Raw genomic sequence first — 21,906 nt, 5'->3', positions numbered from 1 at the left:
GCGTAACAAGATTTGCGTTCATTACTTGACGCTTTTCTTGTGACGTAGTTCACTGGTCATGCTCCACGCCGACGTGGGGACGACATTTCTTGGAGGAACTGTGAACACCATCTCCCGCGTCGCCATGCTCACGGCGACCCTGACGATCGGCCTCGGCGGCCTGGCCGCGTGCGGCTCCAACGACGACGGCGACAGTGGCTCGGACGAGGGCAAGACCATCGCCCTGCTGCTCCCGGAGACCAAGACCACCCGCTACGAGAGCTTCGACAAGCCGCTCTTCGAGGCCAAGGTCAAGGAGCTGTGCGACAGCTGCAAGGTCGACTACCTCAACGCCGACCAGGATGCCTCGAAGCAGCAGCAGCAGGCCCAGTCGGCCATCACGAACGGCGCCTCCGTCCTCGTGCTCGACCCGGTCGACGGCAAGGCCGCCACCACCATTGTGAAGTCGGCGCAGAGCTCCGACGTGCCGGTCGTGGCGTACGACCGCTTCATCGAGGGCGCGGACTACTACATCTCGTTCGACAACGAGCGCGTCGGCCAGATGCAGGGCGAGGCCCTCGTCGAGGCCACGGGCGACAAGGGCGACATCCTCATGCTCAACGGCTCGCCGACGGACCCGAACGCCGCGCAGTTCAAGAAGGGCGCGCACTCGGTCCTCGATGCGAGCGGCCTGAACATCGTGGCCGAGTACGACAACCCGGACTGGAGCCCCGACAACGCGCAGAAGTTCACCAGCTCGCAGTTCAACAAGGTCGATCCCGGTGACCTCGCCGGCGTCTACGCCGCCAACGACGGCCAGGCCGGCGGCGTCTTCGCCGCGTTCAAGGCCGCCGGCGCCGCCGACGTCCCGCCGATCACCGGCCAGGACGCCGAGCTCGCGGCGATCCAGCGCATCGTGGCCGGTCAGCAGTTCATGACCGTCTACAAGCCGATCAAGGCCGAGGCCGAGCAGGCGGCCGAGCTGGCCGTCGACCTCGCCAATGGCGAGGACATCAGCGGCACCGAGGACTTCCAGGGCGTGCCCTCGTTCATCCTGGACCCGATCTCGGTGAAGCAGGACAACGTGGGTGACACGGTCGTGAAGGACGAGTTCTACACCGTCGACCAGATCTGCACCGCCGAGTACGCCGACGCCTGCCAGAAGGCCGGCCTGTCCTGAGTGGCACACGGTGGGGCCGGCCGCCGCCGGCCCCACCGTGCTTCCCTTTTCTCCCGTCGCTCGACCCCAGGAACACTCATGACCACACCCGTGCTGTCCATGCGCGGCATCGGCAAGCGATTCGGTGCCGTCCAGGCGCTCACCGACGTCGACTTCGACGTCCGACCCGGCGAGGTGGTCGCCCTCGTCGGTGACAACGGCGCCGGCAAGTCGACCCTCGTCAAGATCATCTCGGGCGTCTACGGCTCCGACTCCGGGACGATCGAGGTGGAGGGCCGCGAGGTCCACATCCACGGCCCGAAGTCCGCCCAGGCGCTCGGCATCGCCACCGTCTTCCAGGACCTCGCGCTCGCCGACAACCTCGACGTCGTCGCGAACCTCTTCCTCGGCCAGGAGGCCACCGCCGGCGGCGTCCTCGACGAGGAGACGATGGAGTCGCGCAGCTGGGAGCTGCTGCGCCAGCTCTCCGCCAAGATCCCGTCGGTGCGCATCCCGATCGCCGCCCTCTCCGGCGGCCAGCGCCAGACCGTGGCCATCGCCCGCAGCCTCGTGGGCGAGCCGAAGATCGTGATGCTCGACGAGCCCACCGCGGCCCTCGGCGTCGCGCAGACCGCGGAGGTGCTGAACCTCATCGAGCGGCTGCGCGAGTCGGGCCTGGGCGTCGTCGTCATCTCGCACAACATGGCCGACGTGCAGGCCGTCGCCGACCGGATCTACGTGCTGCGGCTCGGCCGCAACGCGGCGGAGTTCCACATCGACGACGTCACCACCGACCAGCTGGTGGCCGCGATCACCGGCGCCTCGGACAACGTGGTGGCGGCCCGCCGCGCCCGTTCCGAGGGCGCCGACGTGGCCCCCAACCCGCAGGCCGACCTGTTGGTCGAGGACGAGGAGGGGAAAGCATGAGCACCTTCGCGGACCGCTCGGACGAGCGCCTCGTCCAGGACTCCTCGCCCAAGGCCCTGCTGGGCAACCTGAAGCGGCGGCTGCGCTCGGGCGACCTCGGGATGATCCCCGTGGTCGTGGGCCTGGTCGTCATCTGGATCGTGTTCTACGCGATGAACCCGCGGTTCCTCTCGTCGCGCAACCTCGTCGAGCTGAGCCTGGACTCCGCCACGATCGGCATGATCTCCGTCGGCATCGTGCTGGTGCTGCTGCTGGGCGAGATCGACCTGTCGGTGGGCTCGGTCTCGGGCCTGTCAGGCTCGATCCTGGCGGTCCTGCTCGTCTACCAGGGCTGGCCTCTGCTGGGCTCGATCCTGGCCGCGCTGTGTGCCGGCCTGCTGATCGGCGTGTTCTACGGCGTCCTCTACACGCGCTTCGGCGTGCCGAGCTTCGTCATCACCCTGGCCGGCCTGCTGGCCTTCCTGGGCGCGCAACTGCAGGTGCTCGGGTCGAACGGCACGGTCAACCTGCCGGGCGAGTCGGCGCTGATCGACTTCGCGAACTTCACGTTCCTGCCCCCGTGGCTGTCGTACGTGCTCGCGGCGGCGGTGGGCGTGGCCTACCTGCTGGCGCGGCTGCGCACCCTGCGTCGCCGTTCCGCGGCGAACCTGTCGACGCCGAGCGTGCAGTCGGTGCTCGTGCGCGCGGTGCTCATCACGGCCGCCATCGCCGGCGTGGCCTGGTACCTCAACATCGACCGCGGCATCGGTGCGATGCCGCTGCTGTGGGTCGGCGTCATCATCGGGATGGACTTCCTGCTGCGCCGCACGACGTGGGGCCGGCACGTGTTCTCCGTCGGCGGCAACGAGGAGGCCTCGCGGCGCGCCGGCATCGGCGTGGACCGGGTCTACATCTCGGTGTTCGCGCTGTGCTCGATGTTCGCGGCGCTCGGCGGCGTGCTGGCGGCCGGCCGTCTCCAGGCGGTGAGCCAGACCTCGGGCGGCACGGACACGAACCTCATGGCGATCGCCGCGGCGGTCATCGGCGGCACCAGCCTCTTCGGCGGGCGTGGCTCGGTGTACTCGGCGCTGTTCGGCATGCTCGTGCTGCAGTCCATCACCAGCGGCCTCAACCTGGTCGGCGTCGACGCCTACGTGCGGTACATGGTCACCGGCGCGGTCCTGCTGCTGGCGGTCACGATCGACTCGCTGTCCCGCCAGGCCCGCAAGAGCAGCGGCAGCGGCTGAGCCGTCCCCTGGTCGCCCTCGCCCCGTCCCCCCGGCGAGTGGCGCAGAGACGCCCGCCACTCGCCGAGTGGCGGGCGTTTCCGCGCCAGTCGGCACCCCGGCTTGCGCCAGTCGCGGACCAAGGTCGGACGGACGTTAGGGTCGAGTCATGCGAACCGAGACCGACATCGTCGTCGATCACCTGTCCAAGCAGTTCGGTTCCGTCAAGGCCGTCGATGACCTGAGCTTCACCGTCCGCCCCGGCGCGGTGACCGGATTCCTCGGCCCGAACGGTGCCGGCAAGACCACCACGCTGCGGATGCTGCTGGGCCTCGTGCGTCCCACCGGGGGCCACGCGCTCATCGGCGGGAAGCGCTACGAGGACCTCGTGCGCCCCGGCTCCACGGTCGGCGCCGCGCTGGAGGCCTCGAGCTTCCACCCCGGCCGCACCGGCCTCGACCACCTCCGCGTCTTCGCGCCCCAGGTCGGCGCCACCGATGCCCGCTGCCACGAGCTGCTCGAGCTGGTCGGCATGACCGACGCGGCCAAGCGCCGGGTCGGCGGCTACTCGATGGGCATGCGCCAGCGCCTCGGCCTGGCCTACGCGCTGCTCGGCGACCCCGAGGTGATCCTGCTCGACGAGCCCGCCAACGGCCTCGACCCGCAGGGGATCGTGTGGCTGCGTCACCTGCTGCGCGCGTTCGCCGACGAGGGACGCACGGTGCTGGTCTCGAGCCACGTGCTCAGCGAGGTCCAGCACACGGTGGACGACGTCGTGATCATCGCCGGAGGCCGCCTCGTGCACGCCTCGCCGCTGCAGGGCCTGCACGCGCTGGTCGAGTCGCGGGTGCGGCTCGCCGGCCCCACGCCCGACAAGATCGTCGCGCTGGCGTCCGAGAAGGGCTGGCGCACCGAGCCCGTCGCGGGCGGCGTCGACATCATCGACGTCCCGGCGGCCGAGGTCGGCTCCGCCGCCTTCGCCTCAGGCATCGAGGTGCACCAGCTGGCCGACGTGGGCGTCGGCCTCGAGGACGTCTTCCTGCGCCTGACCTCCAGTCCCGACGCCCCGGCGTCGCGAGGCGGTGTTGCGGCATGAGCGAGCGCCAGCGAGTGAACAAGGAGAATCTCATGTCGGTGCCGACGTACCGTGCTCTTTCGACGGAGGTGGCGGCATGAGCGCTGCAGTGAAGGCAGAGCTGCGCAAGCTCTTCAGCACGCGTCTGTGGTGGCTGCTGGCCCTCGTGCTCGTGGCATACCTCGTGTTCATCGGCGCCGTGATGGCGTTCTCGTTCACCGTCGACACGGGGACCGACATGACCGGCGGCGGCCCGCTGGCCGAGGGGGAGGAGCTGGCGAAGCAGATCTACTCGCTGACCAGCCCGATCGGCTACGTCTTCCCGCTCATCATCGGCAGCCTGCTGTTCACGGGCGAGTTCCGGCACAAGACGATCACCGCGTCGCTGCTGGCGCAGCCGAACCGGTCGATCCTCATGGCGGCCAAGCTCGTGGCGGGCATCGCCGTGGGCGTCGTCTACGGCGTGATCGGCACGGCCTCGACGGTCCTGGGCGCGGCGCCGATCCTGGCGTGGCGCGGCGACGGCGCCTACCTCGGCTCGAGCGCGGTGCTCGAGCTGCTGGGGATGTCGGTCCTGGTCATGACGGTCTGGGCCCTGCTGGGCACCGCGATCGGCAGCGTCCTGACCAACCAGGTCGCCGCGATCATCGTGATCCTGGCGTTCACCCAGTTCGTCGAGCCGATCGCCCGCGTGGCGCTCGGCGCCTGGGACGCGACGTCCGAGGTGGCCAAGTACATGCCCGGTGCCGCGGCGGACGCCCTGATGGGCTCGAGCTTCTTCGCCTCCGACGCCAGCGCCGACCTGCTCTCGCGCGGTGCCGGCGCCGCCGTGCTGCTGGCCTACGTGCTGGTCTTCGTGCTGATCGGCCGTCTCGTCACGCTGCGTCGCGACATCGGCTGACCGGCCCCTCGCCCCGCCCCTCCACTTCTGGAACGGGATGAACGCCTTCTCGCGCTGAGAGGGTGCATCTCGTTCCAGAAGTGGGAGGGGCGGGGCGTTCGCGTTCCCGGGTTCAGCGCCGCACGAAGCGGACCTCGGTGCGGCTGGCGTCCTCGGTGGGGCTCCAGCCGGGCTCGTCCTGGTCGGCCTCCCAGTGCATGTCGTCGAAGGTGACCTCGGCGATGCGGAACTCGGTGGAGTTCGCCACGAGGAACTGCGCGAGCGCCCAGCCGCGGGCGTCGACGTCATCCCCGGTCAGCGCGATCGCGCTCTGGCCCGAGGACGGGTCGGTGTCCACGCGGACCCGGCCGAACGCCTCGTCGAGGTACTCCTCGAGATCGGACGAGACCGAGCCGGCCTTCGGGTCGGTGGCGCACGCGAACGCGGCGGGGGAGTAGCCGCGCAGCGACGAGGCCAGCACGCGCGCGTCGGCCTCGTGGTCGGCGTACGCCTCGGGGAAGCCCGAGCGCTGCACGGCCTGCGCGGCGTCGGTGATCTCCATCGACTCGTAGCCGTCGATCCTCACCAGACCGTCGTAGAACTTCCCGATCGAGTAGGACGGGTCGAGGATCTGCTCGACCGAGCCCCAGCCCTGCGACGGGCGCTGCTGGAACAGTCCGACGGAGTCACGGTCGCCGTAGTCGATGTTGCGGATCTTCGACTCCTGGTAGGCGGTCGCGATCGCGATCGTCGTGGCGCGCGGCGGCAGTCCACGCTCCTGGGCCTTCGCTGCGATGAGCGCCGACCACTTCGCCTGCTCGAGGTCGACCTCCACCGTGCGGTCGCCCACCGTGGCCACGCAGTAGTCGCGCGCCTGCGCCTCGGTCTCGTAGATCTTGAAGACGACGAGCACGAGCGCCACCGTCGCGACGACGGTGGCGACGATCCAGCGCATCAGTTGGCGTGCAGGTCGGCGTTCAGCTCGACGCCGGTGCGGCCGCCGCGGGGGCGCGCCTCGATGGCACCGGTCTGGCTGTTCGTGAGGAAGAGGATGCCGTCGGAGCCCGACAGCTCGGCGGCCTTGACGACCGCGCCGTCGGGCAGCGTGACCTTGGTGCCCGCGGTGACGTACGTGCCCGCGGCCACGACGCAGTCGTCGCCGAGCGAGATGCCGATGCCGGCGTTGGCGCCGATCAGGCAGCCGTCGCCCACGCGGATGACCTCTTTGCCGCCACCGGACAGCGTGCCCATGATCGAGGCGCCGCCGCCGACGTCGGAGCCGTTGCCCACGACGACGCCGGCCGAGATGCGCCCCTCGACCATGGCGTGGCCGAGCGTGCCGGCGTTGAAGTTCACGAAGCCCTCGTGCATGACCGTGGTGCCCTCGGCGAGGTGGGCGCCGAGGCGCACGCGGTCGGCGTCGCCGATGCGCACGCCCGACGGGACGACGTAGTCGGTCATGCGCGGGAACTTGTCGATGCTGGTGACCGCGACGACCAGGCCGGCGGCGCGGGCGCGGGCGCGCACGTCCTCGAAGCCCTCGACGGGGCACGGGCCGATCGACGTCCACACGACGTTGCTGAGCAGGCCGAAGACGCCGTCCAGGTTCTGTCCGTGCGGCTGGACGAGGCGGTGCGAGAGCAGGTGCAGGCGCAGGTAGACGTCGTACGCGTCGGTGGGCGCGGCGTCCAGGTCGGCGATCTCGGTGTGGACCACGCGGGTCTCGACCCCTCGCACAGCATCGTGGCGCGACGCGGCCACGAGCTCGGCGGGCTCGACGGTGCTCTCCGGCGCCGGGCCGAGGGCCGGGGCGGGGTACCAGACGTCCAGGACGGTGCCTTCGGGCGTGACGGTGGCCAGGCCCCAGGCGTGGGCGGATCGAGGGGAGTCGCTCATGCCCCCAAGGCTATCGAGGGGTCACACCCCGCCGGCGAACCCGTGCTGGCGCCAGGCCTCGTAGACCGCGATGGACGCGCAGTTGGCGAGGTTCATCGACCGGCGCGACGGCTGCATCGGCAGCCGGAGGCGGTCGGTGACGCGCGCGTCGGCCATGACCTCCTCGGGCAGACCGGTGGGCTCGGGGCCGAAGAGCAGCACGTCGCCCAGCTCGTACGCCACGTCGCTGTACCGCGTGGTGGCCGCGGTCGTGTACGCGAAGACACGCGCCGGCAGCAGGGCCTCGTAGGCCTCGTCGAGCGTGCGGTGCACCGTGACGACGGCGAGATCGTGGTAGTCCAGGCCTGCCCGGCGCAGCTTCGCGTCCTCGAAGTCGAACAGCGGATCCACCAGGTGCAGGTGCGATCCCGTGGCGGCGGCCAGGCGGATGGCGTTGCCGGTGTTCCCGGCGATGCGCGGCTCGAAGAACAGGATCCGGAACACGCCCCCACAGTAGGCGCTAACACTTTTCCGGCATCGCCGACGCCAGTTCTTGGAGTGTGAGACGTGGTCGGAGGGGTTCGTGGGACCTGCCTACGGTCGTCGTCGCCCCTCCCACAAGGACCGGGGCGCCCCGCACCGGAAAGGAACCACCGTGTCCGACAACTCCCCCCTCATCGAGGCACCCAAGCGCCGCGGCCCCGCGATCGCGCTGGCTGTCGTCGTGATCGCCGTCGTGGCGGCCCTCATCGCGTTCGCCCTCACCCGGGGTGGCGACAGCGCCGGCGGCGACCTGACGAAGGTCAAGCTCGGTACCGTGGGCGCCAGCGACCCCTACTGGAAGACGCTCCAGGACGAGGCCGAGAAGGAGGGCATCGATCTCGAGGTCGTCGACTTCGCCGACTACGCGCAGCCCAACCCGGCGCTCACCGAGGGCGAGATCGACATCAACCAGTTCCAGCACATCGTCTACCTGGCGGACTACAACGTCTCGAACAAGCAGGACCTCGTGCCCGTCGGCGCCACCGCGATCTACCCGCTGGGCCTGTACTCGCAGAAGGTCGACTCGGTCGAGGAGCTCAAGCAGGGCGACACCGTGGTCGTGCCGGACGACGACAGCAACCAGGCCCGTGGCCTGCTGATCCTGCAGTCGGCCGGCCTCATCAAGCTGAAGGACGGCGGCTCGATCTTCTCGACGCTCGCCGACGTCGACAAGGCCGCCTCGAAGGTCAAGGTCAAGGCGATCAAGGCCGACCTGACGCCCACCTCGCTGCCCGACGTCGACGCCGCGATCGTCAACAACGACTTCGTCGAGAAGGCCGGCCTGAAGTTCTCCGACGCGATCGCCCAGGACGACCCGTCCGACCCGAACGCGCTGCCGTACGTCAACATCTTCGCCGTCCGCGCCGAGGACAAGGACAACAAGACGTACCAGAAGCTCATCGAGATCTACCAGAACAGCAAGCCCGTCCTCGACGGCGTGCAGGAGGTCTCGGGCAACACGGCGCAGCTGCTGAAGACGCCGGCGGCCGACCTGCAGGCGTCGCTCGCCGACGTCGAGGCGGACACCGCCGCGCAGGGCTGACATGGCACTGGTCGAGCTGCGCGACGTCCACAAGACGTTCGCGCCCACGAAGCGGGGCGCGGCCCCCGTCGAGGCGATCCGCGGGGTCGACCTCGACGTGGAGGCCGGTGAGATCCACGCGATCGTCGGCTACTCCGGCGCGGGCAAGTCCACCCTGGTGCGACTGGTCAACGCGCTGGAGCAGCCGACCTCGGGCAGCGTCACGGTGGACGGGACGCGGCTCGACCAGCTGCGCGAGCGCGACCTGCGTGGCGTCCGTCAGGGCATCGGGATGATCTTCCAGCAGTTCAACCTCATGCGGTCGCGCACCGTGTGGGGGAACCTGGAGTTCCCGCTGCGCCTGGCGGGCGTCGACCAGGCGGAGCGCCAGCGCCGGATCTCCGAGCTGCTGCACTTCGTCGGCCTGGCCGACAAGGCGCACGCCTACCCCGAGCAGCTCTCGGGCGGGCAGAAGCAGCGCGTGGGCATCGCCCGGGCGCTCGCGACGAACCCCTCGATCCTGCTGGCGGACGAGTCCACCAGCGCCCTGGATCCCGACACCACGCGTGAGGTGCTCGGGCTGCTCCGCAAGGTCAACGAGGAGCTGGGCATCACGATCATCGTCATCACGCACGAGATGGACGTGGTCCGCACGCTCGCCCACAAGGTGAGCGTCATGGAGCACGGCCGGATCGTCGAGAGCGGACGCGTGGCCGAGATCTTCGCCCGCCCGCGCGAGAACGTGACGCGGCGCTTCGTCGGCACGCTGGTCGAGGAGGTCCCGCAGGGGCCCGAGCTCGCGGCGCTGCGCGAGCGCTTCGGCGGGCGTCTCGTCGTCGTCGACGTCGAGGGCCGCACGAGCCAGTCCGACGTCTTCGCGGCGCTCGTCGCACGGGGACTGAAGGTGGAGATCGTGCAGGGCGGCGTGAACCGCGTCGGCGGCTCGGTCTTCGGGCACGTCACGCTGTCGGTGCACGGTGACGGCGTCGACGAGGCGGTGGCCCAGGTGGGTCGCCTCGAGGGCGTGGAGGTGCTCGCATGATCGCCCGGGACACCAACCTCCCCGAGCTGTGGCCGCTGATCGGCACGGCCACGTGGGAGACGTTCTACATGGTCGCGATCACCGTCGCGATCGGTGGCTTCCTGGGCCTCGTCGTGGGCCTGGCGCTCTACGCCACGCGCGCCGGCGGCCTGTTCGCGAACCGCGTCGCCTTCACGGTGCTCAACGTGGTGGTGAACTTCTTCCGCCCGATCCCGTTCGTGATCTTCATCGCGGCGGTGCAGCCGTTCGCGCGGCTCGTCGTGGGCATCGGCATCGGCAACCGGGCGATCATCTTCGCGATGACCCTCGCGGCGATGTTCGGCATCGCGCGCATCGTCGAGCAGAACCTCGTGACCGTCGAGCCCGGCGTGATCGAGGCTGCTCGCTCGATGGGCGCCAGCCGGCTGCGAATCCTCGCGACCGTCGTGGTCCCCGAGGCCCTCGGTCCGCTGATCCTGGGCTACACGTTCGCGTTCGTCGCGATCGTCGACATGAGCGCGATCGCGGGCGTCATCGGCGCCGGCGGCCTGGGCGCCTTCGCCCAACAGTACGGCTACCGCCAGTTCGACACCGTCGTCACGTGGACGGTCGTGCTGATCATCGTGGCCTTCGTCCAGGTGGGCCAGTTCTTCGGCAACACCCTGGCCCGCAAGGTCCTGCGCCGCTGATCCACGCCTCCGGCGCGCCAGATGTGTAGCGCTGTCCACCCTTTTTCCCTGGTCGAGCCGGAAAAAGGGTGGATGCCGCCACACATCTCGCGCGCCCGGGGGCGTGGGCACGAGAGGGTGGAGTGGTGACCGCGCTTCCCCCCGGTGCCCTGACCGACCCTGCGGCCCTCGCGGCCGCGGCCTCCGACCGCAGCGGACGTCCGGGGGCCGAGCCCCTCGCGGTCGTGCGCGCCGTCGACGTCGACCACGTCGTGGAGGTGCTGCGCTGGGCCACGTCCACGCGGACGCCGGTGGTGACCCGGGGCGGCGGCTCCGGCCTCGCCGGGGGAGCGGTCGCGACGCAGGGCGCCGTGGTCCTCGACGTCGCGGGCCTGGACCGGATCGTCTCGCTGGACCCGGTGGACGAGATCGCCGTGGTGGAGCCGGGCGTGATCACCGCCGACCTCGACGCCGCCGCGCGCGAGCACGGCCTGTTCTACGCCCCCGACCCCGCCAGCGCCCACCTCTCGACCATCGGCGGGAACATCGCGACCAACGCGGGCGGCATGCGCTGCGTGAAGTACGGGGTCACGCGCGACGCGGTGCTGGGGCTGGAGGTCGTGCTGGCCGACGGACGTCGGCTCGCCACCGGCCGCGGCACGCTGAAGGGCGTGACGGGCTACGACCTGACCTCGCTGCTCGTCGGCTCCGAGGGCACGCTCGGCGTCATCGTCGGCGCCACGCTGCGGCTGCGTCCCGTGCCGGTCGCCGAGGCCACGGTGGCGGCCAGCTTCGCCGACGTGGAGTCCGCGGCTGCGGCGACCTCGGCCCTGGCCGCGGCCCGACTCGTGCCCTCGGTGCTCGAGCTGCTCGACGCCTGCACCCTGGCGACGATCGACGCGGCGCAGGGCACCTCCCTGAGCGCGCGCGGGGGAGCGCTCGTGCTCGCCCGCACGGACGGCCCCGATGCGGCTTCCCAGGCCTCGGCCGTCGCCGCGGTGCTCGGAGCGACCGCCACGTGGATCGAGCACACCGAGGACGCCGCTCGCGCGGACGAGCTGCTCGCGGCGCGGCGGCTGGCGCTGCCCTCGATCGAGCGCTTCGGCCGCGCCCTGATCGAGGACGTCTGCGTGCCGCGCTCCAGGCTCGCCGAGGCCGTGCGCGGCATCGAGGCGATCAGCGCGGAGACCGGCGTCACCGTGCACACGTTCGCCCACGCCGGCGACGGGAACCTGCACCCGATCGTCTCGTGGGACCCGAGACTCGGCGACGAGGTGCCCGAGGACGTCCAGCTGGCCGCCGACCGCATCTTCGACCTCGCGCTGGAGCTCGGCGGCACGCTCACCGGCGAGCACGGCGTGGGCCTCCTCAAGCGCGAGCACGCCCGCCGCGAGCTCGGCGACACGGGTCTCGACGTCCACCGCGCGATCAAGCACGCCCTCGACCCCGTGGGCCTGCTCAACCCGGGCAAGGCCTTCTGACCCTCGCAACCACGCCTCCGGCGTGCGAGATGTGTAGCGCTGCCCACGCTTTTCGCGGCGGATCCGAGGGAAGACGGTCGATGCCGCTACACATCTGGCGTGCCCGGGGGGTGCGGCTGTACGGCGGCGGCTGTCAGGCGAGCGGCCGCATGGTGAGACGGCTGGAAAGTGTCCGAGGCGCGTGGCTGACTGGGAGCTCGAGCCCACGAGCACACGCCTGGAGGTGACCGTCATGACCGAGCCGATTGCGAGGCCCGTCTCGCAGCTGCGAGCCGGCGACCTGATCGCGCCCGACGACGAGGGGACCGTCTACGTCGTGTGTGCGGTCTCGCAGCCCGTCGGCACTAGCCGCAGGGCCGAGCTCGTCGACGCCCGCACGGGTGAGGCCGGGCGCTGCGTCCGGCTCCAGCTGCACGACGCCGTGCTCACCGTCCCGGGACGCGCCCAGTGGGTGGTCGTCGCGGGCGGCGAGGCCTCCGAGTCGCTGCTCGTCGGAGCCGACTTCCACGCCGGCGACGAGCGTCACCACCTCACCACGTGGGACGTGGAGATCGACCTGCTCGGTCGTCCCGGCTGGGAGCAGCTGCGACGCGGACCCCGGCTGGAGGCCGCGCGCGCCGCGTGATCAGAGGAAGTCGCGCGGGTCGAACTCGTCGATCGGGATGACCTTGATGCGCGGCAGTGCCACGGTGAACGCGTCGACGTCGTGCTCGAGGTCGTAGCACTCCAGCCCGCGGGGCACGAGCGCGCTGAAGCGGGAGTTGCGGAACTCGTCGAAGCCCAGCACGGCCACGCGGCGCGAGCCGCTGACGAGCGCCTCGACCTGCGGGACGAAGTCGCCGTCGTTGCTCGCGAGCATGACGTCGGCGTCGCGCCGGGCGATCTCCTCCAGCGTGCGCTGGATGGCCAGGTCGACGACCTTCTGGTCGGGCGTGCCCGACAGCGGCACCGGACGGTAGCCGATCGACGTCAGCGCCTGCACGAACGGCATCGGCAGGTCGGTGTCGACCGCGAGGAAGAACAGGCCCTGGACGGGCTGGCTCCAGAGGTCCTCGGCGAACCGGAGCAGCCGGTCCCACCGCGGGCGCTCCTGCGGTTGGGGACGGCGGCCGAGGATCGACATGCCGAGGGTGGCGTCGATGTTCTCGCCGTCCACCAGCAGGTAGGTCTGGGAGCCCGAGTCGCTGTTCACGCTCCGAACCCTACGCGGCCGCGGGCGGTCGGTCCTGCGCGCGGCCTCCCCACTTCTGGAACGGGATGAACGCTTTCGATCGCGGGGAACGTGCAACCCGTTCCAGAAGTGGAGAGGGGCGGCGGGCGTCAGAGGCCGCGGACACGACGACGCCCCCGGGACCGAGGTCCCGGGGGCGTCGTGCGGAGGTGGATCAGACCAGGTCGAACCGGTCGAGGTCCATGACCTTCGTCCACGCGGCGACGAAGTCCCGGACGAACTTCTCCTGCGCGTCGGAGCTGCCGTAGACCTCGGCCAGCGCGCGCAGCTCGGAGTTCGAGCCGAACGCCAGGTCGGCGCGGGTGCCTGTCCAGCGGCCGTCCTTCGACGCGAAGCGCGTGCTCGACGGGTCCGTGGCGGTCCACTGGGTGTCGATGTCGAGCAGGTTGACGAAGAAGTCGTTCGTCAGCGTGCCGACGCGATCGGTGAGGACGCCCAGGTCGGAGCCGTCGTAGTTGGCGCCCAGCACGCGCAGGCCGCCGACGAGGACGGTCGTCTCCGGAGCGGTCAGCGTGAGCAGGTTGGCGCGGTCGATGAGCTCGTACTCGGCCGGCATGCCGCCCTTGCCCTCGTAGTTGCGGAAGCCGTCGTGGCGCGGCTCGAGGTGGCCGAACGACTCGACGTCCGTCTCCTCGAGGCTGGCGTCGACGCGGCCCACCGTGACGGGAACCGTGATCTCGACGCCACCGTCACGCGCGGCCTTCTCCACCGCGGCCGCACCGGCGATCGCGATGACGTCGGCCAGCGAGACCGCCTTGTCGTAGGCGTCCGCGACGCCCTGCAGGACATTGAGGACCTTCGCCAGCTGCGCGGGGTTGTTGACCGCCCAGCCGTTCTGCGGCGCGAGACGGATGCGGGCGCCGTTCAGGCCGCCGCGCTTGTCGCTGCCGCGGAAGGACGACGCAGCGGCCCACGCCGTGGAGACGAGCTCGGAGACGGTCAGGCCGGTCTCGAGGACCTTCGCCTTGAGCGCGGTGACGTCGGCGTCGCCGATGACCTCGCCCTCCCACGCCGGCAGCGGGTCCTGCCAGAGCAGGTCCTCCTGCGGGACCTCGGCGCCGAGGTAGCGCGCCTTCGGGCCCATGTCGCGGTGCGTCAGCTTGAACCAGGCACGGGCGAACGCGTCGGTGAACGCCTGCGGGTCGTTCTTGAAGCGCAGCGAGATCTCGCGGTAGGCGGGATCCTCGCGCAGCGCGATGTCCGACGTGAGCATGCGCGGCTCGCGGGCTCCGGAGCCGTGGGCCTCGGGGACCATGTCCGCGCCGCCGCCGTTGACCGGACGCCACTGGTGCGCGCCGGCGGGCGAGGTGAACAGCTCCCACTCGTACGCGAACAGGATGTGGAAGAACTCGTTGTCCCAGCGCGTCGGGTGGTAGGTCCAGGTGACCTCGAGGCCCGACGTGATGGTGTCGGCGCCGTGGCCGGTGCCGTGGTTGTTCTTCCAGCCCAGGCCGAGCTGCTCGATGGGAGCGCCCTCGGGCTCGGGCTCGAGGTTGTCGGCGTCGGCCGCACCGTGCGTCTTGCCGAAGGTGTGGCCACCGGCGATGAGCGCGACGGTCTCCTCGTCGTTCATGGCCATGCGGCCGAACGTCTCGCGGATGTCGCGGGCGGAGGCCAGCGGGTCGGGGTGGCCGCCGGGACCCTCGGGGTTGACGTAGATCAGGCCCATCTGCACGGCGGCGAGGGGAGCCTCGAGCTCACGGTCGCCGGAGTAGCGGTGCTCGTCGCCCAGCCACTCGGTCTCGGCGCCCCAGTACACGTCGGCGTCGGCCTCCCACACGTCCTCGCGGCCACCGGCGAAGCCGTAGGTCGGGAAGCCCATGGTCTCCAGCGAGACGTTGCCGGCGAGGATCATCAGGTCGGCCCAGCTGATCTTCTGGCCGTACTTCTGCTTGACGGGCCACAGCAGCCGGCGGGCCTTGTCGAGGTTGACGTTGTCCGGCCACGAGTTCAGGGGAGCGAAGCGCTGCTGGCCGGCGCCCGCGCCGCCGCGACCGTCGGTCACGCGGTAGGTGCCGGCGCTGTGCCACGCCATGCGGATCATGAGCGGGCCGTAGTTGCCGAAGTCGGCGGGCCACCAGTCCTTGGAGTCGGTCAGGACGGCCGCGATGTCGGCCTTGACCGCGGCGAGGTCGAGCGAGCTGAACTCCGCGCGGTAGTCGAAGTCGTCGTCCATCGGGTTCCGGACCGGCGCGTTCTTGGCCAGGATGCCGAGGTTGAGGCGCTCGGGCCACCACTTGCGGTTCGCGTCACCGGCCACCGGCTTCGGCAGCTGGTTGTGCACGACGGGGCACTTGCCCTTCGCCTCGTCCGGGTCGTTGACCTCGGCGAGGATCGCGTCGTCGTGGTTCTTGTCAGACATGCTGGTCCTTTCGGGATTCGTCAGGCGTTCTGGGCAGAGCAGGAGGGGCACAGGCCCCAGAAGACGACCTCGGCCTCGTCGATGACGAAGCCGTGGTCCTCGGCGGGCGTGAGGCAGGGCGCGGCGCCGATGGTGCAGTCGATGTCGACGATGTGGCCGCAGGACCGGCACACGAGGTGGTGGTGGTTGTCGTCCGTGCGCGACTCGTAGCGCGCCACCGAGCCGGCTGGCTCGATGCAGCGGACGAGGCCCGCGTCGGTGAGGGCGTGCAGGGCGTCGTAGACGGCCTGGTGCGAGATCTCGGGGAGCGTCGACCGGGCGTGGTCGATGATCGTCGAGGTCTCGGCGTGGGGGTTGGCGGCGACGGCGTCCATGACGGCCGTGCGCTGGCGCGTGACCCTCAGCCCGGCGTCGCGGAGCGACTGCTCGATGGCGGGGGAGGAGGTCATGGCTCCACCCTAGAGGCCTTTCTTGAATCGATCAAGAAAAGGTCGCGGGTGTGTCGCGTGGCGAGGTGTGGCGCGGCAGACTGGGGCCATGCCGCTGACCGGAGAGTACGAACCGAGCACGTCCGAGTGGGCCCGCACGCAGGCCGAGACCTACGAGGCCACGGACGGGCGTGAGGCCAATCTGCTGCAGGGGGTGCCGATCATCGTCCTCACCAGCGTGGGTGCGAAGTCGGGCAAGCTGCGCAAGACCGCGCTCATGCGCGTCGAGCACGAGGGCGAGTACGCCGTCGTCGCCTCGAAGGGCGGGCACCCGTCGCAGCCCAACTGGTACTGGAACCTCAAGGCGAACTCGCACGTCGAGCTGCAGGACGGGGCCGACAAGCGCGACTACCGCGCCCGCGAGCTCGAGGGTGAGGAGTACGAGACCTGGTGGGAGCGCTCCGTGGCCGTGTGGCCCGACTACGCCAACTACCAGAAGAAGACCGACCGGAAGATTCCCGTGTTCGTGCTCGAACCGATGAGCTGAGTCGTGCTCGAACCGATGAGCTGAGCGCGCTGGAGCACATCTGATCGGGTGCCGGTGACAGGAATCGAACCTGCACGCCCGTGAGGACACCAGGACCTAAACCTGGCGCGTCTACCGTTCCGCCACACCGGCAACGGCCCCAGCGTAGGGCCGCGTGACCGCGACCGTCAGGCCGCGTCGAGGCCGAGATCGCGTCGCAGCTTCGCGACGTGACCCGTGGCCTTCACGTTGTACTGCGCGAGCTCGACCTTGCCCTCGTCGTCGATGACGAAGGTCGAGCGGATGACGCCCTCGACGACCTTGCCGTAGAGCTTCTTCTCGCCGAACGCGCCGTACGCACCGAGGACCTGCTTGTCCGGATCGGACAGCAGCGTGATCGACAGGCCGTCGCGCTCGCGGAACTTCGCGAGCTTCTCGGGCTGGTCGGGGCTGATGCCCAGCACGTCGTAGCCCTCGGCCTGCAGCCGGTCGATCGAGTCGCTGAAGTCGCAGGCCTGCTTCGTGCAGCCCGGTGTCATCGCGGCGGGGTAGAAGTAGACGATCACGCGGCGGCCGCGCAGGTCCGAGAGCGTGACGGTCTTCCCATCGTCGGTCGGGAGGGTGAAGTCGGGGGCCGGATCGCCGGGCTGCAAGCGGGTCGTCATGGGCACTATCCTGACAAGGCACCCCGCACCGAACCGAGAGGACTCCCGTGGCACGAGGAAATGCGGACCCCGCCCAGGCGTCCCCCGACGAGATCGTCGACGAGCTCGAGGTGCTGCTGACGCGGCTCAGCGGCAACATCGACGAGCTCGTCGATCGCGTGAAGCCCGGCAACATCGCCAAGCGCCAGGTGCAGCGGCTCAAGGACTACTTCGTCGACGAGGAGACCGGTCCGCGATTCGAGCACATCGTCCCGGTCGTCACCGGCACGGTCGCCACGATCGCCGGCTTTGCGGTGCTGCGCCGACTCCTGAAGTGATGGACGCCAAGCTCCCGATCCGGATGCTGCACGACCGGCTCCTGGTCTCGCTCGACAAGGAGGCCGGCGACCGCCGGTCGTCCGGCGGCATCGTCATCCCCGCCACCGCGGCCATGGGCCGCCGGCTGGGCTGGGCACGGGTCGAGGCCGTCGGCTCGCAGGTCCGGACGGTCGAGGTCGGCGACCGGGTCCTGTTCGACCCCGACGACCGCGCCGAGGTGGAAGTGCGCGGCGAGAGCTTCATCCTGCTCCGGGAGCGCGACCTGCACGCGGTGGCCTCCGAGCGGATCGACGAGGGCCAGACCGGCCTGTACCTGTGAGCGATCGCGACCGGCTCCCGTTCCGCCGGTTGCGCCTGCCCCGCGTCGAGGTCACGCTGCAGGACCGGCTCACCCGGGTGCGTCGCAGCTGGCGCATGCTGCTGCGGATCGCTCTGTCCACCGGTGCCGCATTCGCCATCGCCACGTACGTCCTGGGCCACAGCCAGGCGTTCTTCGCGCCGATCGCGGCGGTCATCACGCTCATGGGCGGCGCCGGACGGCGCCAGCGCGTCGTCTTCGAGCTCGTGCTGGGCGTGGCCTTCGGCGTGCTCGTGGGCGAGATGCTGATCCTGGCCATCGGCCGCGGAGCTTGGCAGATGGCGTTGGTCGCCTCCCTCACGGCCGTGGTGGCGATGCTGTTCAACCTGCGGGGCATGGCGCTCACGCAGGCCATCAACTCGGGCGTGCTGCTGGCGGCGATCGTGCCGCTCGCGGGCGCGGCCAACCCCGCGGTCAGCCGCTTCATCGACGCCCTGATCGGCGGCCTGTGCGGCTTCGCGATGCTGCTCGTGCTGCCGCGCAACACGCGCCGCGACATCGACGAGGGTCTGCAGGAGCTGCTCGCCGGACTCACCGGCGTGCTCGAGCGGATCGCCGCGGCGATGCGTGGCCACGACGCGCAGCTGGCCGACGCCGCGCTCGCCGAGGCGCGCGACGCACAGCCGGTCATCGAGTCGCTGCACGCCACCGCCGCGAACGTCAGCGAGATCGTGCGACTCGCTCCGTTGCGCTGGAAGGAGCGGGCCGACGTGGAGCGCTACGCCGGCAGCGTCAACGACCTCGACAACGCGCTGCGCGACGCCCGCGTGCTGGCGCGACGCGTCGCCTCGATGCTCCGGCACGGTGAGCGTGCCCCCGACGGGCTGGCCCGCTCCGTCGAGACGCTCGTGGAGGCGGTGCGCATCTACGCCGACGAGTACGCCTCCTCGGTCGACCTCGAGCGGGCGAACGAGCGACTCGTCGAGGCCTCCGACCTGGCGATGCACGCCATGGCCGAACGGCTCACCGTGAACACCGCCTCGATCGCGGCCCAGGTGCGGTCGCTCGCGGCCGACCTGCTGATGGCCGGGGGAGTGCCGCGCACGGCCCTCGACGACCTCCTGGACGTGGACTGATGGAGCCGCGTCACCTGCTCGCCGAGCTGCGCCGGCGCCTCGCCGAGCTCGTCCATGACGACGAATCCGAGGAAACGCCGCCGGAACCCTCGACAGACGAGGATTGATCCACTAGTTTCGACGGGTCGCTCCGACCGGAGTGACTCGTCACACAGACGCAGGAGGTGAGCACCGATGACCCCGTTCCTCGTGTTCACGAACGCCGCCGGGCGCTCCTCCGTCGTGTTGCTGACCTAGTCGACTTCCTTCTGTCGACACGTATCACCAGCCGCTTCGGACGCTCGTCCGGAGCGGCACTTCTTTTGCCCACCACCCACACGAATCAGAAAGGAGGCGCGTCATGACCACGACTCTCACCCACCTCATGCCCGCGAACACCACCACTGCCCCGACACCCGTCCCGAACTCCGGGACCGTCCACGCGGAGGCGACCACGGGAGAGGAGGTGACCTCCATGTCGTTGTTCGACCTGAAGATCAAGCCGCGACCGCGCCCCGATCTCGATCGCGTCGTGGTCCTGGAGCGGGTGAAGCACCGTCGACGCGCGCAGCGCCAGACCCGTTCCGTCTACAGCCAGGTGTGGGGCGTTCGCGCCAACCGCTGACTGACACGCCACGAGGCGCGTACCCGGACTCTCGTCCCGGTACGCGCCTCGTTCGCGTTCCTGCGGTGTCAGCGGCCCTGCAGCGCCTCGGCGTAGGCGAGGATCCGCTTCGCGTCGCGGATGTGCAGCTCCTCGATCATCTTGCCGTTGTACGTGGCGACGCCCTTCTTCTCGGCCATCGCCTCGTCGAACGCCGCGATCATGCCCTGGGCGCGCTCGACGTCGGCCTCGCTGGGCGCGAACGCCGCGTTGGCCGGCTCGACCTGCGAGGGGTGGATCAGGGTCTTGCCGTCGAAGCCCATCTCGCGACCCTGGCGGGCCTCGGCCGCGAAGCCCTCGTCGTCCTTGACGTCGTTGTAGACGCCGTCGATGACGACCTTGCCGGCGGCGCGGACGGCCAGCAGGGTCCAGGACAGGGCCGTGAGCACGAGCGGGTTGCGGCCCGGGACGTGCAGTCCGTAGGTCTCGTTCACGATGTCGTTGGTGCCCAGGACGATCACCGTGAGGCGCTCGTGCGCCGCGGCGATCTCCTCGGCGTGCAGCAGGGCGGTGGGCGTCTCGATCATGGCCCACAGCTGCGTGTGCGCCGGGGCGCCCGCGGCCTCGAGGGCGGCGACCAGGTCGCGCACCTGCTGGGCCGACTCGACCTTGGGCACGAGGATCGCGTCGGGGCCGGCCTTCGCGGCCGCGGCGACGTCGTCGTCGTGCCACTGCGTGCCGATCGAGTTGACGCGGATGGCCAGCTCGCGGTGGCCGTACTCGCCCGAGGTGACCGCGGCGCACACGTTGGCGCGACCGGTCTCCTTGGCGTCGGGGGAGACGGAGTCCTCGAGGTCGAGGATCAGCGCGTCGGCGTCGATCGACTTGGCCTTCTCCAGCGCGCGCTCGTTGGCGCCCGGCATGTAGAGGACGGAGCGGCGGGGACGGATCTCGGTCATGTCAGGCTCCTCAGAGGTCGTAGGCCGCGGCTAGCTCGGGGTCGCGCTCGGCGAGGGACTTGGCCAGGTCGAGCATGACGAGGCACTGCTTGCAGGAGGCGTCGTCCTCCATCTTGCCGTCGATCATGACGGCGCCCGAGCCGTCGCCCATCGCCTCGACGACGCGCTTCGCGTGCGCGACGTCCTCGGCGCTGGGGGAGAAGACCTTCTTGGCGATGTCGATCTGCACGGGGTGCAGGCTCCATGCGCCGACGCAGCCGAGCAGGAACGCGTTGCGGAACTGGTCCTCGCACGCGACGACGTCCTTGATGTCACCGAACGGGCCGTAGAACGGGAGGATGTCGTTCATCGCGCAGGCGTCGACCATGCGCGCGATCGTGTAATGCCACAGGTCCTGCTGGTACGTGGTGCGGCCGACGGTGAGGTCCTCGCCGGTCGGGTCCTGGCGCACGATGTAGCCGGGGTGGCCGCCGCCCACGCGGGTGGTCTTCATGCGGCGGCTCGCGGCGAGGTCGGCCGGGCCGAGGCTGATGCCCTGCATGCGCGGGCTGGCCGCGGCGATCTCCTCGACGTTGGCGACGCCCTCGGCGGTCTCGAGGATCGCGTGCACGAGGATCTGGCGGTCGAGGCCGGCGCGGGCCTCGAGCTGGGCCAGCAGGCGGTCGACGTAGTGGATGTCCTGGGCGCCCTCGACCTTCGGCACCATGATGACGTCGAGCTTGTCGCCGATCTCGGTGACCAGCGTGATGAGGTCGTCGAGCACCCACGGGGAGTCGAGGCTGTTGACGCGGGTCCACAGCTGCGTGTCGCCGAAGTCGGTGGCCTTCGCGATGTCGACCAGGCCCTGGCGTGCGGCCTCCTTCTTCTCGGTCTTCACCGCGTCCTCGAGGTTGCCGAGGATGATGTCGACCTTCTTCGCGATGTCCGGCACCTTCGCGGCCATCTTCTCGTTGCTCGGGTCGAAGAAGTGGATCATCCGGCTCGGGCGGAACGGGACGTCGGAGCTGGGCTTCGGGGCGCCGACGGCCAGCGGACGCAGGAAGGCACGAGGATTGCGCACGGGAACTCTCTTCCGTGGGAGTCAGGGTCGGGGCCAGTATGGCGCGCCGCGCCCGGACGGGCGCGACGGGTCCGGGCTCACGGCCCTCCGCCAGCCCGAGATTTGCTCCTTGATCCACCTTTGAGAGGTCCTGAAAGGTGGATTGAGGAGCAAATCTGGGGACTCAGAGGATCTCGTCGACCGACTCGATCGGCCGGGCCAGTCGCGCGCCCTTCTCGGTCACGACGAAGGGTCGCTCGACGAGGATCGGGTGCTCGACCATCGCGGCCAGGATCTGATCGTCGGTCGCGTCGGCGAGGCCCAGCTCGCGGTAGAGCGGCTCGCGCTTCCGAGCGGCCTGGGCGGGGGTGAGCCCGGCCGCGGCGAAGAGGTCGCGCAGCTGCTGCTCGGTCCAGCCCTCGTCGGCGTACTTCACGATCGTCGGCTCGACGCCGGTCTCGCGGAGCCGGTCCAGCGTCTTGCGCGAGGTCGTGCAGCGGGGATGGTGATAGATGGTCGCGTCCACG

General features: G+C 70.4%; 25 protein-coding genes and 1 tRNA gene. 15 read left to right on the top strand and 11 right to left on the bottom strand.

What is annotated here, in order from left to right; genetic code table 11:
- Positions 1–100: 100 nt before the first annotated feature.
- The 5 genes from O3S82_RS12540 to O3S82_RS12520 all read left to right on the top strand — a co-directional run bounded on the left by O3S82_RS12540 (position 101) and on the right by O3S82_RS12520 (position 5,246).
- Positions 101–1,159, top strand: a complete 1,059-nt coding sequence (locus O3S82_RS12540; protein ID WP_269303211.1) for a substrate-binding domain-containing protein — start codon at positions 101–103, stop codon at positions 1,157–1,159.
- A gap of 78 nt (positions 1,160–1,237) precedes the next feature.
- A complete protein-coding gene (locus tag O3S82_RS12535; RefSeq protein WP_179423383.1) occupies positions 1,238–2,065 on the top strand; it encodes an ATP-binding cassette domain-containing protein in 828 nt (275 codons plus the stop codon).
- On the top strand, positions 2,062–3,291 hold the full coding sequence (locus tag O3S82_RS12530; RefSeq protein WP_269303209.1) for a sugar ABC transporter permease: 1,230 nt from the start codon (positions 2,062–2,064) through the stop codon (positions 3,289–3,291). Before O3S82_RS12535 ends, O3S82_RS12530 begins: the two co-directional genes overlap by 4 nt.
- Positions 3,292–3,439: 148 nt before the next feature.
- Complete coding sequence (locus O3S82_RS12525; protein ID WP_269303207.1) at positions 3,440–4,366, top strand: ATP-binding cassette domain-containing protein; 927 nt, start codon at positions 3,440–3,442, stop codon at positions 4,364–4,366.
- 76 nt (positions 4,367–4,442) lie between these two features.
- On the top strand, positions 4,443–5,246 hold the full coding sequence (locus O3S82_RS12520) for an ABC transporter permease subunit (protein WP_179423389.1): 804 nt from the start codon (positions 4,443–4,445) through the stop codon (positions 5,244–5,246).
- Positions 5,247–5,358: 112 nt separating this feature from the next.
- Here the strand turns inward: O3S82_RS12520 and O3S82_RS12515 are convergent, their stop codons facing one another.
- Genes O3S82_RS12515 through O3S82_RS12505 form a run of 3 tightly spaced genes read right to left on the bottom strand, consistent with a single transcriptional unit; the run spans position 5,359 to position 7,604 of the window.
- Entirely contained in the window at positions 5,359–6,180 is an 822-nt protein-coding gene (locus O3S82_RS12515; RefSeq protein WP_269303204.1) for a hypothetical protein, read from the bottom strand.
- The gene (dapD, locus tag O3S82_RS12510) at positions 6,180–7,121 is read right to left on the bottom strand and encodes a 2,3,4,5-tetrahydropyridine-2,6-dicarboxylate N-succinyltransferase (RefSeq protein ID WP_269303203.1); all 942 of its coding nucleotides are present in this window, start codon (positions 7,119–7,121) and stop codon (positions 6,180–6,182) included. Before dapD ends, O3S82_RS12515 begins: the two co-directional genes overlap by 1 nt.
- A 21-nt stretch (positions 7,122–7,142) precedes the next feature.
- Positions 7,143–7,604: a tRNA (cytidine(34)-2'-O)-methyltransferase gene (locus O3S82_RS12505; RefSeq protein ID WP_269303201.1), complete on the bottom strand. Its 462-nt coding sequence runs from the start codon at positions 7,602–7,604 to the stop codon at positions 7,143–7,145.
- 151 nt (positions 7,605–7,755) lie between these two features.
- On the opposite strand from O3S82_RS12505, the gene O3S82_RS12500 reads away from it, so the two are divergent.
- From O3S82_RS12500 to O3S82_RS12480, 5 genes are all read left to right on the top strand, one after another.
- A complete protein-coding gene (locus O3S82_RS12500; RefSeq protein WP_179423397.1) occupies positions 7,756–8,685 on the top strand; it encodes a MetQ/NlpA family ABC transporter substrate-binding protein in 930 nt (309 codons plus the stop codon).
- Between the two features lies 1 nt (position 8,686).
- Positions 8,687–9,706 (top strand): methionine ABC transporter ATP-binding protein, encoded by a 1,020-nt coding sequence (locus O3S82_RS12495; protein WP_269303198.1) that lies wholly within the window; start codon positions 8,687–8,689, stop codon positions 9,704–9,706.
- Positions 9,703–10,374, top strand: a complete 672-nt coding sequence (locus O3S82_RS12490) for a methionine ABC transporter permease (protein ID WP_179423401.1) — start codon at positions 9,703–9,705, stop codon at positions 10,372–10,374. Before O3S82_RS12495 ends, O3S82_RS12490 begins: the two co-directional genes overlap by 4 nt.
- A 125-nt stretch (positions 10,375–10,499) precedes the next feature.
- Positions 10,500–11,834 carry an FAD-binding oxidoreductase gene (locus tag O3S82_RS12485; RefSeq protein ID WP_269303195.1) on the top strand — a complete coding sequence of 445 codons (1,335 nt, stop codon included), beginning with the start codon at positions 10,500–10,502 and terminating at the stop codon, positions 11,832–11,834.
- 232 nt (positions 11,835–12,066) lie between these two features.
- Entirely contained in the window at positions 12,067–12,459 is a 393-nt protein-coding gene (locus O3S82_RS12480) for a hypothetical protein (RefSeq protein ID WP_179423426.1), read from the top strand.
- Here the strand turns inward: O3S82_RS12480 and O3S82_RS12475 are convergent, their stop codons facing one another.
- The 3 genes from O3S82_RS12475 to O3S82_RS12465 form a co-directional block, all read right to left on the bottom strand.
- On the bottom strand, positions 12,460–13,026 hold the full coding sequence (locus tag O3S82_RS12475; protein WP_269303192.1) for an NYN domain-containing protein: 567 nt from the start codon (positions 13,024–13,026) through the stop codon (positions 12,460–12,462). It lies immediately after the preceding gene.
- 193 nt (positions 13,027–13,219) lie between these two features.
- Entirely contained in the window at positions 13,220–15,427 is a 2,208-nt protein-coding gene (gene katG / locus O3S82_RS12470) for a catalase/peroxidase HPI (protein WP_269303190.1), read from the bottom strand.
- A gap of 20 nt (positions 15,428–15,447) precedes the next feature.
- Entirely contained in the window at positions 15,448–15,876 is a 429-nt protein-coding gene (locus tag O3S82_RS12465) for a Fur family transcriptional regulator (RefSeq protein WP_269303188.1), read from the bottom strand.
- A gap of 88 nt (positions 15,877–15,964) precedes the next feature.
- Between O3S82_RS12465 and O3S82_RS12460 the strand changes: the two genes are divergently transcribed.
- The gene (locus tag O3S82_RS12460) at positions 15,965–16,402 is read left to right on the top strand and encodes a nitroreductase family deazaflavin-dependent oxidoreductase (RefSeq protein WP_179423432.1); all 438 of its coding nucleotides are present in this window, start codon (positions 15,965–15,967) and stop codon (positions 16,400–16,402) included.
- 49 nt (positions 16,403–16,451) lie between these two features.
- Here O3S82_RS12460 and O3S82_RS12455 read toward each other — a convergent pair.
- Positions 16,452–16,534, bottom strand: a tRNA-Leu gene (locus tag O3S82_RS12455).
- A 35-nt stretch (positions 16,535–16,569) separates the two neighbouring features.
- Complete coding sequence (bcp, locus tag O3S82_RS12450) at positions 16,570–17,046, bottom strand: thioredoxin-dependent thiol peroxidase (RefSeq protein WP_269303185.1); 477 nt, start codon at positions 17,044–17,046, stop codon at positions 16,570–16,572.
- Between the two features lie 47 nt (positions 17,047–17,093).
- On the opposite strand from bcp, the gene O3S82_RS12445 reads away from it, so the two are divergent.
- The 4 genes from O3S82_RS12445 (at position 17,094) to O3S82_RS12430 (ending at position 19,402) form a co-directional block, all read left to right on the top strand.
- Positions 17,094–17,363, top strand: a complete 270-nt coding sequence (locus O3S82_RS12445) for a DUF3618 domain-containing protein (RefSeq protein WP_269303183.1) — start codon at positions 17,094–17,096, stop codon at positions 17,361–17,363.
- The gene (locus O3S82_RS12440) at positions 17,363–17,683 is read left to right on the top strand and encodes a GroES family chaperonin (RefSeq protein WP_179423438.1); all 321 of its coding nucleotides are present in this window, start codon (positions 17,363–17,365) and stop codon (positions 17,681–17,683) included. Before O3S82_RS12445 ends, O3S82_RS12440 begins: the two co-directional genes overlap by 1 nt.
- Positions 17,680–18,798, top strand: coding sequence for an FUSC family protein (locus O3S82_RS12435; protein ID WP_269303181.1), 1,119 nt, complete (start codon positions 17,680–17,682; stop codon positions 18,796–18,798). The genes O3S82_RS12440 and O3S82_RS12435 overlap by 4 nt, the downstream gene beginning before the upstream one ends.
- A 340-nt stretch (positions 18,799–19,138) precedes the next feature.
- Positions 19,139–19,402: a hypothetical protein gene (locus O3S82_RS12430; protein ID WP_179423442.1), complete on the top strand. Its 264-nt coding sequence runs from the start codon at positions 19,139–19,141 to the stop codon at positions 19,400–19,402.
- Positions 19,403–19,470: 68 nt separating this feature from the next.
- Here the strand turns inward: O3S82_RS12430 and O3S82_RS12425 are convergent, their stop codons facing one another.
- The 3 genes from O3S82_RS12425 to arsC all read right to left on the bottom strand — a co-directional run bounded on the left by O3S82_RS12425 (position 19,471) and on the right by arsC (position 21,905).
- Positions 19,471–20,340: an HpcH/HpaI aldolase/citrate lyase family protein gene (locus O3S82_RS12425; protein ID WP_269303179.1), complete on the bottom strand. Its 870-nt coding sequence runs from the start codon at positions 20,338–20,340 to the stop codon at positions 19,471–19,473.
- Between the two features lie 10 nt (positions 20,341–20,350).
- Positions 20,351–21,400 carry an HpcH/HpaI aldolase/citrate lyase family protein gene (locus tag O3S82_RS12420; protein WP_179423446.1) on the bottom strand — a complete coding sequence of 350 codons (1,050 nt, stop codon included), beginning with the start codon at positions 21,398–21,400 and terminating at the stop codon, positions 20,351–20,353.
- A 163-nt stretch (positions 21,401–21,563) separates the two neighbouring features.
- On the bottom strand, positions 21,564–21,905 hold the full coding sequence (gene arsC, locus O3S82_RS12415) for an arsenate reductase (glutaredoxin) (protein ID WP_179423448.1): 342 nt from the start codon (positions 21,903–21,905) through the stop codon (positions 21,564–21,566).
- Between the last annotated feature and the right edge of the window lies 1 nt (position 21,906).

Source organism: Aeromicrobium sp. HA, from assembly GCF_027171405.1.
GTDB classification, from domain to species: Bacteria; Actinomycetota; Actinomycetes; order Propionibacteriales; family Nocardioidaceae; genus Aeromicrobium; species Aeromicrobium tamlense.
Note: the sequence above shows the minus strand (reverse complement) of the source record. Positions and strands in the feature narration are given on the sequence as shown.